The sequence below is a fragment of the Dyella marensis genome (assembly GCF_900112865.1).
GTDB lineage: Bacteria > Pseudomonadota > Gammaproteobacteria > Xanthomonadales > Rhodanobacteraceae > Dyella_D > Dyella_D marensis_A.
In genome coordinates, this window is record NZ_FONH01000001.1 from 564,766 (window position 1) to 575,730 (window position 10,965).

Here is a 10,965-nt window from a genome sequence, read left to right on the forward strand (position 1 = left end):
AGCGTGCGCGCCGGCTGGCGCACGCCTGATAAAGTCTCGCGATCCGACCGACGGAACACCCCATGGCGTCGACGCAGCAGCCTTCCATCACCCTTATCGGCGGCGGCCTGGTCGGCGCCCTGCTCGCCCAGCAGCTGGCGCGCCGCGGCTTTCCGGTCGAGGTCTACGAGAAACGCGCCGATCCGCGCCGCGCAGGCTTCACCGGCGGCCGCTCGATCAACCTGGCGCTGGCCGAGCGCGGCCTGCAGGCCCTGCGCACCGCCGGCCTCGCCGACGACGTGCTGACCCGCGCCGTGATGATGCGCGGACGCATGGTGCACACGCGCGACGGCCGCTCCGGCCTGCAGCGCTACGGCGTGGACGACAGCGAGGTGATCTGGTCGGTCTCGCGCGGCGCCTTGAACATGCTGCTGCTGGATGCGGCCGAAGCCGCCGGCGTGCGCTTCCATTTCGGGCAGTCGCTGGTCGCCGCGGATTTCGACGCGCGCCGCGTGCGCCTGGCCGACGAACAGGGCGTCGAGCGCAGCATCGATGCCGGCGTGCTGATCGGCGCCGACGGCGCCGGCTCCGCGCTGCGCGCGGCCATGCATGCGTACCGGCCGCTGGGCGAACGCATCGAACCGCTGGGCCACGCCTACAAGGAACTGGAAATCCCGCCCGCCGGCCAGCTGCCGGCCGGCCTGCTGGGCGACAGCGGCGGCCACGACCAGTTCGCGATCGAGCCGCATGCGCTGCATATCTGGCCGCGCGGCGGCTACATGTGCATCGCCCTGCCCAATACCGAAGGCAGCTTCACCGTCACGCTGTTCCTGCCGGCGCAGGGTGCGCATCCGAGCTTCGCGACCCTGCCGGATGCAGCCGCCGCCGAGACGTTCTTCCGCGACGACTTCCCCGACCTGCTGCCGCTGATCCCCGATTTCGCCGACGACTATGGCAGCCACCCGGTCGGCACGCTGTCCACGCTGTACCTGGAGCGCTGGCATATCGACGGCCGCGCCTTGCTGATCGGCGACGCCGCGCATGCCATCGTGCCGTTCCACGGCCAAGGCATGAACTGCGGTTTCGAAGACACCGTGGCGCTCGCCGCGCTGCTGGCCGAGGCGCCGCAGGATGTCGCCGATGCCTTCGCCGAATTCCAGCGCGTGCGCCAGCCCAACGCCAACGCGATCGCGGCGATGGCGCTGGAGAACTACATCGAGATGCGCGATTCGGTGGCCGACCCGCACTACCTCGCCAAGCGCGAACTCGGCGTGCTGCTAGCCGAGCGGGCGCCGCAGCATTTCATGGCGCGCTATCGCATGGTGACCTTCACCCACCTGCCGTATGCGTATGCCTACGACCGCGGCCGCGCGCAGGACCAGCTGCTGCAGCAATTGCTGCGCGGCTCGACCGATCCGCGCAGCGTGGATCTCGATGCGGCGACCACCGCGCTGCAGGCCACCCTGCCCCCGCTGCCCAGCCTGCGGCATGGATGAGCGGCTGCTCGCCGCCTACCTCGCCACCGACTACCGGGTGCGGCTTGCGCGCGGCGGATGGGCGTCGATCCGGATCGGCGCCCCGCTGCCGGCGGCGCTGGCCGCGCTGACCGGCGCGCGGCCGTGGGGATTTCTCACGGCGTGGAATCCCGGCTCGTCGCCGTGCCCCCGTCAACACAACCGCCAGGCGCAGCGCGCGCTGCTCGCCGCGTTGCGCGAGCTGCCCGGCACGGTCGCGATCCGGGCCGGTATCGGCGTCGGCCCGGACATCGACGGGAGCTGGCGCGAAGCGAGCCTGTTCGTCACAGGCCCGGCCGTCCCGGCGCTGGACGCGCTGGCGCGACGCTTCGGCCAGAACGCCTACGTGCACGGCCGCGACGCGAGCGCTCCAGCGCTGTTGCGCCGCATGGACAACCTTATCGACGTTTCTGGACAATCACCCGGATGACCGCCTCGCCCGCCCGGCCCGCGCTCCTGGAAGCGAGGGCGCTCGCCTTCTATCGCCAGGACGAACCCGTGTTCGGCCCGCTGGATTTCCAGCTGGCCGAAGGCGAGATCGCCCTGGTCGAAGGCGACAACGGCAGCGGCAAGACCACCTTGCTGCGCATCCTGGCCGGCCTGCTGCATGTCGAGGAAGGCGAGCTGCGCTGGCGCGGCGAGGCCTGGCAGCGCGACGCGCAGCTGGGCGACGTGCTGTTCCTCGGCCATCACCTGGGCCTGAAGGGCGACCTCAGCGCGCGCGAGAATCTCGCCGTCGCCGCCGGCCTGTACGGCCGCCGCGACGAGCCGGGCCCGGCCGACGCGCTGCGCCGGATCGGCCTGGCCGGCTACGAAGACGAACCCGTGCGCCGCCTCTCCGCCGGCCAGAAGAAACGCGCCGCGCTGGTGCGCCTGCTGTTGCTGCCGGCCACCTTGTGGCTGCTCGACGAGCCCTACGCCAACCTCGACCGCACCGGCATCGAGCTGGTCAACGGCCTGCTCGCGCAGCATGCGGCGCGCGGCGGCGCGGCCCTGGTCACCAGCCATGGCGCGGTGAGCTTCCTCGGCGGCGAGCCGCGCCGCATCCGGATGCACGCATGAGCCGGCCGCCGCTGGCCGCCGCCTGCGCCGCCCTGCTGCGCCGCGACCTGGTGCTGGCCTGGCGCCGCCGTGGCGACATCGCCATGCCGGTGCTGTATGCGCTGATCGTGGCCACGCTGTTCCCGTTCGCGCTCGGCCCGGAAGAAGCCCTGCTGCAGCGCATCGCCGGCGGCGTGGTGCTGGTCACCGTGCTGCTGGCCATGCTGCTGGCGCTGGATGCGATGTTCCGCGGCGACATCGAAGACGGTTCGCTGGAGCAGCTGGTGCTGGCGCCGCAGCCGCTGGCGCTGATGCTGGCGATGAAGATCCTGGCGCACTGGATCACCACCGCGCTGCCGCTGATCGTGATCGCGCCCCTGCTCGCCGGCATGCTGCACCTGCCGGGCGCGGCGATGCCGGTGCTGCTGCTGGCGCTGCTGCTGGCGACGCCGCTGCTCAGCCTGCTCGGCGCGATCCTGGTGGCGCTGACGGCCGGCACGCGGCGCTCTGGTATGCTCCTCGCGCTGATGCTGCTGCCGCTCTGCGTGCCGGTGGTCATCTTCGCCGCCGGTGCGGTTTCCGCGGCCCAACAGGGGTTGCCCTGGCTGGCTCCCGTCGCCTGGCTGGGCGCGGCGCTTGCCCTGGCCCTGGTGCTCGCGCCGCTGGCCTGCGCCGCCGCCCTACGTATCGCCCTGGATGCCTGACACATGGCCAACTGGATCCCCCTCTGGCTGCACAAGCTCGGCTCGCCGCCGATCTTCTACCGCTTCGCCGGGACGCTGCGGCCATGGGCGCTGGGCCTGGCCCTGCTGCTCGGGGCGGCCGCGCTGTACGGCGGGCTGGTGCTGGCGCCGGCCGATTACCAGCAGGGCGACGCCTACCGCATCATCTTCATCCACGTGCCCAGCGCCTGGATGAGCCTGTTCATCTATGGCGTGATGGCGCTGGCCTCGTTCATCGCCCTGGTCTGGCGGATCAAGCTGGCCGAGGTGGTGGCGATGGAATCGGCGCCGATCGGCGCGGCCTTCACCTTCGTCACCCTGGTCACGGGCTCCTTGTGGGGCAAGCCGATGTGGGGCACCTGGTGGACCTGGGACGCCCGCCTCACCTCCGAGCTGGTGCTGCTGTTCCTGTACCTGGGCGTGATCGGCCTGTACCACGCCTTCGAGGATCGCCGGCAGGGCGCGCGCGCCGCGGCCTTCCTGGCCATCGTCGGCATCGTCAACGTGCCGATCGTGCATTTCTCGGTGAACTGGTGGAACACGCTGCACCAGGGTTCCACCGTGCGCATCCTGGGTCCCTCCAAGATGAGCGGCGACATGCTGTGGCCGCTGCTGACCATGATGCTGGCGACCAAGCTCTACTACATCGCCAGCCTGTTCGGCCGCGTGCGCGCCGACCTGCTGGCGCTGGAGAGCGGCAAGGACTGGGTGCGGCAGATCGCCGAAGCGGAGGAACGCCGGTGAGCCATTTCCTCGCCATGGGCGGCTACGCCGCCTACGTATGGCCGGCCTACGCGGTGTTCTTCATCGTCCTGGTCGCCGATTACCTGGCGCCCGGCATCCGCCGGCGCCGCCAGCTGCGCGAACTGCGCGCACGCCTGGCGCGCCAGAGCGCGCGCCAGCAACGCAACCCGACGCCCTCGTCCTGACACTTACGCTGATTGGGCGACGCAGAGTGACCTTATGAATCCCACCCGCAAACGCCGGCTCACCGTCGTACTCCTGGTTCTCGCGGCGGCCGTCGTGGCCATCGGCCTGACCGTATTCGCCCTGCAGCAGAACATGAATTACCTGTTCACGCCCAGCCAGGTGCAGTCCGGCGAGGCCGGCCAGTACAAGACCTTCCGCCTCGGCGGCATGGTCAAGGCCGGCTCGATCCAGCGCGCGGCCGATTCGCTCAAGGTCACTTTCACCGTGATCGACGCCAGCGGCGCGATGCCGGTCGAATACAACGGCATCCTTCCCGACCTGTTCCGCGACAACCAGTCGGTGATCGCCACCGGCCGTATGGACAACGCGCGCTTCATGGCCACCGAAGTGCTGGCCAAGCACGACGAGACCTACATGCCGAAAGAACTGAAGGACGCCATGGCCAAGGCGCACCAGGGCAAGACGATCAACGAGGCCGCCGCGCAGGACAAGCCGCGATGACGCCGGAACTGGGGCAACTCGCGCTGATCCTGGCCCTGCTGCTGGCGCTGGCGCAGGGCGTGCTGCCGCTGCTCGGCGCCTGGCGCGGCAACGGTGCGCTGATGGCGGTGGCGCGGCCGGCCGCGGCCGGCCAGGCGGTGTTCGTGGCGCTGGCCTTCGGCGTGCTGAGCTGGGCCTTCCTGCATTTCGATTTCTCGGTGCGCTACGTCGCCGACAACTCCAACCTGGCCCTGCCCTGGTACTACCGGCTGGCCGCGGTGTGGGGCGCGCACGAAGGCTCGCTGCTGCTGTGGATCTTCATCCTCAACCTGTGGACGGTGGCGCTGGCCGCGCTCAGCCACAAGCTGCCGGACGTATTCGTGGCGCGCGTGCTCGGCGTGCTCGGCCTGATCGCGGTGGGCTTCATCGCCTTCATCCTGTTCACCTCCAATCCGTTCGAGCGCCTGCTGCCGATGCCGCCGGACGGCGGCGATCTCAACCCGGTGCTGCAGGACCCGGGCATGACCTTCCATCCGCCCGTGCTGTACATGGGCTATGTAGGTTTCTCGGTGGCGTTCGCGTTCTCCATCGCCGCCCTGCTCGGCGGCGAGCTGGAACAGGCCTGGGTGCGCTGGGCGCGGCCGTGGACCAATGTCGCCTGGGGCTTTCTTTCCGCCGGCATCGTGGCGGGCAGCTGGTGGGCCTATGCGGAACTGGGCTGGGGCGGCTGGTGGTTCTGGGATCCGGTGGAGAACGCCAGCTTCATGCCGTGGCTGGTCGGCGCGGCGCTGATCCACGCGCAGGCGGTGACCGAAAAGCGCGGCGCGCTGCGCGCCTGGACCATCCTGCTATCGATCTTCGCCTTCTCGCTGTCGCTGCTGGGTACGTTCCTGGTGCGCTCGGGCGTGCTCACCTCGGTGCATGCGTTCGCCTCGGATCCGAAGCGCGGCCTGTTCATCCTGTGCTTCCTGGCTGTGGTGGTCGGCGGCTCGCTGCTGCTGTATGCGCTGCGCGCGCCCAAGGTCGCCGGCGGCAAGCCGTTCGGTGTGGTGTCGCGTGAAACCGCCATCCTGATCGGCAACCTGATGCTCACCGTAGCTGCGGCCATGGTGCTGCTCGGCACGCTGTTCCCGCTGCTGGGCGATGCGCTGAACCTGGGCAAGATTTCGGTGGGCCCGCCCTACTTCGGTTTCCTGTTCACTCTGCTGATGATTCCCATCGTGCTGCTGCTGCCGTTCGGCCCCTATCTGCGCTGGGGCGAGAAAGGCGGCCTGCCGCCGCTGAAGAACGTGGCCGTACGCGCCGGCATCGCCGCCCTGGCCTGCGCCATCGCCGCCGCCTTCACCACCGGCTGGGCGCTGAAGGCGATCGCCGGTACCGCCGCGGCGGTGTGGTGTTGCGTCGGCACGCTGCTGTATGTGCTCAAGCGCTGGCGCGAGATGCCCGCCGGCCGCCGCTATCCGGCCGAGATGGCCGGCATGCTGCTGGCGCATTTCGGCGTGGGCGTGTTCCTCGCCGGCGTGCTGCTGACCGAGGCACTGAGCGTCGAGCGCGACGTGCGCATGGCGCCGGGCCAGGTGCAGACCATCGGCGGCTATGACTTCCGCTTCGACGGCGTGCACGTTGCCGACGGCCCCAACTGGCAGGGCGACCAGGGCACGGTCACGGTGATGCGCGACGACCGCGAGATCGCGGTGATGCATCCGCAGAAGCGCACCTACACGCGCGGCCAGGTGCAGACGGAATCGGCGATCGATGCGGGCGTGACGCGCGATCTCTATGTCGCCCTGGGCGAGCCGATGGACCGCAACGATCCGGAAGGCGCCTGGGCGCTGCGCCTGTATCACAAGCCGTTCGTGCGCTGGATCTGGGCCGGCGGCCTGCTGATGATGCTGGGCGGTTTCTTCAGCGCGGCGGACAAGCGTTTCCGCCTGCGCCGCGAAGCTACGGAAAAGCTGCCGGCGAGCGCGCAGGAGTCGCACGCATGAGCCGGCTGGTACCGTTCTTCGCTTTCCTGCTGCTGGTGGCGCTGTTCGGTTTCGGCATCTGGTGGAACACCCGCCACGACCAGCGCGAAGTGCCCTCCCCGCTGATCGACAAGCCCGCGCCGGCGTATGCGCTGCCGAAGCTGGACGATCCCGCGCAGACGGTCACGCGCGAGGCGATGCTGGGCAAGCCGTATCTCATCAACGTGTTCGCCAGCTGGTGCGTCGCCTGCGGCGAGGAACACCCGGTGCTGATGAGCGAAGGCCAGCGCGTCGGCGTGCCGCTGGTCGGCTACAACTACAAGGACGAGCCGGACGAGGCCAAGGCCTGGCTGGAGCGCCACGGCAATCCCTACGGGCTGGTGATCGCCGACCGCGAAGGCCGCACCGCGATCGACTTCGGCGTGTACGGCGCGCCGGAAACCTTCCTGGTCGATGCCAAGGGCGTGATCCGCTACAAGCGCATCGGCCCGCTGACGCCCGAGGTGATCGAGCGGGAACTCAAGCCCGCGATCGCCGCGCTGCGCAAGGAAGCGCCATGAACGCCGTGTTCCGTCGTGCCCTCTTTGCGCTGGCGTTGGCGCTGTGCTGCGGCGCGCTGAACGCGCAGGCGATCGACCCGCTGCCGTTCAAGGACCACGCCGAGGAAACCCGCTTCCAGCAGCTCACCCGCGAACTGCGCTGCCTGGTCTGCCAGAACGAGAACCTCGCCGACTCCAACGCCGATCTGGCGCGCGACCTGCGCCACCAGGTGTTCGAGCTGATGCGGCAGGGCAAGAGCGATGCGCAGATCAAGCAGTACCTGGTCGACCGCTATTCCGACTTCGTGCTGTACGACCCGCCGGTGCAGGGCAGCACGCTGCTGCTGTGGTTCGGCCCGCTGGCGATCCTGCTTGCCGGCGCGGCCGTGGTGGTGGTGACCGTCCGCCGGCGCAGCCGCGCGCAGGCGCCCGCGTCGAACCAAAGCGCGAACGACAGCAGCCCGAACGACGAAGGGGACGATTGGTGAAGCCCGTTTTCTACCTGGCCGCCGCGGCGATGATCGCCGTGGCGCTGGCCCTGCTGCTGGTCCCGCTGGTCCGCCACGGGCGCCGCCAGGGCCGTCCGCGCGGCATCTTCGTGCTGGCCCTGATCGTGGCCTTCGCCCTGCCGCTGGGCGCGGCGGGGCTGTACCTGCTGATCGGCACGCCGGTCGCGCTCAACGGCGTGGAGAAGCAGCCCGAGCAGCCGCTGTCGATCGACCAGGCCGTGGCCGAGCTGCAGAGCCATCTGCAGGCCGAGCCGAAGGACGCGCAGGGCTGGCTGCTGCTGGCGCAGACCTACGCCACCCTGCGCAAGTCGGCCGAGGCGCGCGACGCCTACGAGCATGTGCTGAACCTGCAGCCGGACAGCACCATCGCGATGGTCGGCTGGGCCGAATCCGATTCGATCGTCCGCACCGACCACCGGATCGACGGCCGCGCGCTCGAACTGCTGCAGCGCGCCGTGCAACTGGAGCCGGACAACCAGCGCGGCCTGTGGCTGCTGGGCATCAGCCAGTTCCAGCACGACCGCTATGCCGAAGCCGCCACCACCTGGCGCAAGCTGCAGCCGCTGCTCGACCCCGGCTCGACCGTGGCGAAGGCGGTGGCCGAGCAGATCGCCGTCGCCGATGCGCGCGCCGGCCAGCCGCCGGTCGCGCAGGCAACCGCCACGCCCGACGGCCCCGCCTTGCAGGTGCAGGTCTCGCTGGCGCCGAAGCTGAAAGACCAGTTGCACGTGGGCCAGACGCTGTTTGTCTATGCCCGTGCCGAACAGGGCCCGCCGATGCCGCTGGCCGTGGCCAGGCTGGACGCCTCCACCCTGCCCGCCACGGTGACGCTCACCGATGCGATGGGCATGACGCCGCAGCTGAAGCTGTCGTCCGCGGCGCGCGTGTTCGTCGGCGCGCGCATCAGCAGCAGCGGCCAGGCCATCGCGCAATCCGGCGACCTGGAAGGCGATGCCGGCGTGGTCGAGGTGAGCACCAGGGCGCCGATCAAGATCGAAATCGATAAGGTTCACTGATGAGCCACGACGCGCGACGCTATTTCAGCCTTCCCTCTCCGTTCCCCATGAAGCGTGGCGGCGAACTGCACGGCGCCCGCGTGGCGTTCGAAACCTGGGGCGCGCTGAGCGACGCGCGCGATAACGCGCTGCTGATCCTCACCGGCCTGTCGCCGAGCGCACATGCCGCCTCGAACGAGCAGGATCCGTCGCCGGGCTGGTGGGAGGCGATGATCGGACCGGGCAAGGCGATCGATACGGACCGCTGGTTCGTGATCTGCGTGAATTCGCTGGGCAGCGACAAGGGTTCGACCTGCCCGGCCTCGATCGATCCGGCCACCGGCGAGCCGTACCGGCTCAGCTTTCCCGAATTGGCACTTGAAGACGTGGCCAACGCCGCGCATGCCGCGGTGAGTTCGCTCGGCATCGAGCAACTGGCCTGCCTGGTCGGCTGCTCGATGGGCGGCATGAGCGCGCTGGCCTACATGCTGCTGCACCCCGGCAGCGTGCGCACGCATATCAGCGTGGACACGGCGCCGCAGGCGCAGCCGTTCGCGATTGCGATCCGCTCGCTGCAGCGCGAGGCGATCCGGCTCGATCCGCAGTGGAACAATGGCCGCTACGACGACGCGCACTATCCGGAAACCGGCATGAGCATCGCGCGCAAGCTCGGCGTGATCACCTACCGCTCGGCGATGGAATGGAACGGCCGCTTCGCGCGTATCCGCCTGGACGCCGAGCAGCGCGACGACGACGTTCCCTTCGGCTTCGAGTTCCAGGTGGAGTCGTACCTGGAAGGCCATGCGCAGCGCTTCGTGCGCACCTTCGATCCCAACAGTTACCTCTACCTGTCGCGCGCCAGCGACTGGTTCGACATCTCCGAGTACGGCGAAGGCAGCATCCAGGCCGGCCTGAAGCGCATCCGCGTCGAGCAGGCGCTGGTGATCGGGGTCAGCACCGACATCCTGTTCCCGCTGGAGCAGCAGGAGCAGATCGCCGAGGGCCTGGAAGCGGCCGGTGCCGCGGTGGAATTCGTGGCGCTGGATTCGCCCCAGGGGCACGACGCCTTCCTGGTCGATATCGAGAATTACAGCCGGGCCATCGGGGGCTTCCTGGGCCGCCTTTGAGCCATCCGGGGCCCGCCGCCCCGCCCGGGGGCTGGTAAGATCGGCTTCTGTCGCAATCGCTCTTCCGAGAATCGCATGCTTACCGTCGAATTCCCTGGCTGTCGCAAGCTCATCGATGCCATCGACACTGCCGTCAGCAAGCCCAGCACCCATGAGATCACCGACAGCCTGCGCAACAGCCTGTGCCAGCTGATCCGCGGCCAGGAAGTGAAGCTCCCCGACTGCGTCTTCGAGACCGTGGAAGGCCGCTACGCGCGCCGCGAGCTGTACCGCAGCGAGGACCACGACTACTGCGTGGTCGCCATGACCTGGGGCCCCGGCCAGGGCACCCCCATCCACGACCATTGCGGCATGTGGTGCGTCGAGGGCGTCTGGAGCGGCGCGCTGGAAGTAGTCCAGTACGAGCGCCTGGCCGACGAAGGCAGCCAGTGGCGCTTCCAGCCGGTCGGCTCGATCCAGGCCGGCCCCGGCTCCGCCGGCAGCCTGATCCCGCCGCACGAGTACCACACCATCCGCAACCCCAGCGACGACGCCGTGGCGGTCAGCCTGCACATCTACTCCGGCCCGATGACCCACTGCGCCATCTTCAAGCCCGTCGTCGGCGCCACCCAGTGCTACGAACGCACCGACCGCCAGCTGGGCCTCGACCCCGTCCACTGAACCCGGCATAATGCCCCGCTGCAATGCCGGTGTGGCGGAATGGTAGACGCGGCGGACTCAAAATCCGCTTCTGGCGACAGAGTGGAGGTTCGAGTCCTCTCACCGGTACCAAGAGGTAGTTTTGGGACGTTCCATAGAGTCCAGAGCGCTTAAAAAAAAGCCCGCAGATATGCGGGCTTTTTTATGTCTATCGCCCGCCTAATCCAAGCAGACGGCCATTCTTTGCGTCTTCGACACCAGTGAGAAGATCGCGTCTTCCTGGTCGCCTCGATGGGCGACGAACCATTCCGGGATCGCGACATTTTGCGGCCAGCGAAATCAGCCGACTGTCATGACGCAGCCTATGGGCGGTGAGGGTCCCGACCAAATCACCCAAGACAACGTCGTGTGCCTTCCACGAGGCGTTCACCAAATCATTCCAGCAATGCCATACAGCCCTCAGGGACCCTAAGGGCGTCTTTCCGGCTCCGGCGGTCTCACGAAACGAGATGACGCTGTGTTT

13 protein-coding genes and 1 tRNA gene are annotated in these 10,965 nt (G+C 69.0%); all 14 read left to right on the forward strand.

The window, feature by feature from the left end:
• The first annotated feature begins 62 nt into the window (after window positions 1–62).
• The 14 genes from BM172_RS02405 to BM172_RS02470 all read left to right on the forward strand — a co-directional run bounded on the left by BM172_RS02405 (window position 63) and on the right by BM172_RS02470 (window position 10,574).
• Window positions 63–1,475: an FAD-dependent oxidoreductase gene (locus tag BM172_RS02405; RefSeq protein WP_026634495.1), complete on the forward strand. Its 1,413-nt coding sequence runs from the start codon at window positions 63–65 to the stop codon at window positions 1,473–1,475.
• Complete coding sequence (locus BM172_RS02410; RefSeq protein WP_026634496.1) at window positions 1,468–1,923, forward strand: DUF3293 domain-containing protein; 456 nt, start codon at window positions 1,468–1,470, stop codon at window positions 1,921–1,923. Before BM172_RS02405 ends, BM172_RS02410 begins: the two co-directional genes overlap by 8 nt.
• Window positions 1,920–2,555 carry a cytochrome c biogenesis heme-transporting ATPase CcmA gene (ccmA, locus tag BM172_RS02415; RefSeq protein WP_026634497.1) on the forward strand — a complete coding sequence of 212 codons (636 nt, stop codon included), beginning with the start codon at window positions 1,920–1,922 and terminating at the stop codon, window positions 2,553–2,555. The genes BM172_RS02410 and ccmA overlap by 4 nt, the downstream gene beginning before the upstream one ends.
• Window positions 2,552–3,238 (forward strand): heme exporter protein CcmB, encoded by a 687-nt coding sequence (ccmB, locus tag BM172_RS02420; protein WP_026634498.1) that lies wholly within the window; start codon window positions 2,552–2,554, stop codon window positions 3,236–3,238. The genes ccmA and ccmB overlap by 4 nt, the downstream gene beginning before the upstream one ends.
• A 3-nt stretch (window positions 3,239–3,241) precedes the next feature.
• The gene (locus tag BM172_RS02425) at window positions 3,242–4,000 is read left to right on the forward strand and encodes a heme ABC transporter permease (protein WP_026634499.1); all 759 of its coding nucleotides are present in this window, start codon (window positions 3,242–3,244) and stop codon (window positions 3,998–4,000) included.
• On the forward strand, window positions 3,997–4,185 hold the full coding sequence (ccmD, locus tag BM172_RS02430; RefSeq protein ID WP_026634500.1) for a heme exporter protein CcmD: 189 nt from the start codon (window positions 3,997–3,999) through the stop codon (window positions 4,183–4,185). Before BM172_RS02425 ends, ccmD begins: the two co-directional genes overlap by 4 nt.
• 34 nt (window positions 4,186–4,219) lie before the next feature.
• Window positions 4,220–4,687: a cytochrome c maturation protein CcmE gene (ccmE, locus tag BM172_RS02435; protein ID WP_026634501.1), complete on the forward strand. Its 468-nt coding sequence runs from the start codon at window positions 4,220–4,222 to the stop codon at window positions 4,685–4,687.
• Window positions 4,684–6,654: a heme lyase CcmF/NrfE family subunit gene (locus BM172_RS02440; RefSeq protein WP_026634502.1), complete on the forward strand. Its 1,971-nt coding sequence runs from the start codon at window positions 4,684–4,686 to the stop codon at window positions 6,652–6,654. The genes ccmE and BM172_RS02440 overlap by 4 nt, the downstream gene beginning before the upstream one ends.
• Window positions 6,651–7,193, forward strand: a complete 543-nt coding sequence (locus tag BM172_RS02445) for a DsbE family thiol:disulfide interchange protein (RefSeq protein ID WP_026634503.1) — start codon at window positions 6,651–6,653, stop codon at window positions 7,191–7,193. The genes BM172_RS02440 and BM172_RS02445 overlap by 4 nt, the downstream gene beginning before the upstream one ends.
• Window positions 7,190–7,660 carry a cytochrome c-type biogenesis protein gene (locus BM172_RS02450; protein WP_026634504.1) on the forward strand — a complete coding sequence of 157 codons (471 nt, stop codon included), beginning with the start codon at window positions 7,190–7,192 and terminating at the stop codon, window positions 7,658–7,660. Before BM172_RS02445 ends, BM172_RS02450 begins: the two co-directional genes overlap by 4 nt.
• On the forward strand, window positions 7,657–8,697 hold the full coding sequence (locus tag BM172_RS02455) for a tetratricopeptide repeat protein (RefSeq protein WP_026634505.1): 1,041 nt from the start codon (window positions 7,657–7,659) through the stop codon (window positions 8,695–8,697). Before BM172_RS02450 ends, BM172_RS02455 begins: the two co-directional genes overlap by 4 nt.
• Window positions 8,697–9,803, forward strand: a complete 1,107-nt coding sequence (metX, locus tag BM172_RS02460) for a homoserine O-acetyltransferase MetX (protein WP_026634506.1) — start codon at window positions 8,697–8,699, stop codon at window positions 9,801–9,803. The genes BM172_RS02455 and metX overlap by 1 nt, the downstream gene beginning before the upstream one ends.
• Window positions 9,804–9,878: 75 nt before the next feature.
• Window positions 9,879–10,463 (forward strand): cysteine dioxygenase family protein, encoded by a 585-nt coding sequence (locus BM172_RS02465; protein WP_026634507.1) that lies wholly within the window; start codon window positions 9,879–9,881, stop codon window positions 10,461–10,463.
• Window positions 10,464–10,488: 25 nt separating this feature from the next.
• Window positions 10,489–10,574, forward strand: a tRNA-Leu gene (locus tag BM172_RS02470).
• The last annotated feature ends 391 nt before the right edge of the window (window positions 10,575–10,965 follow it).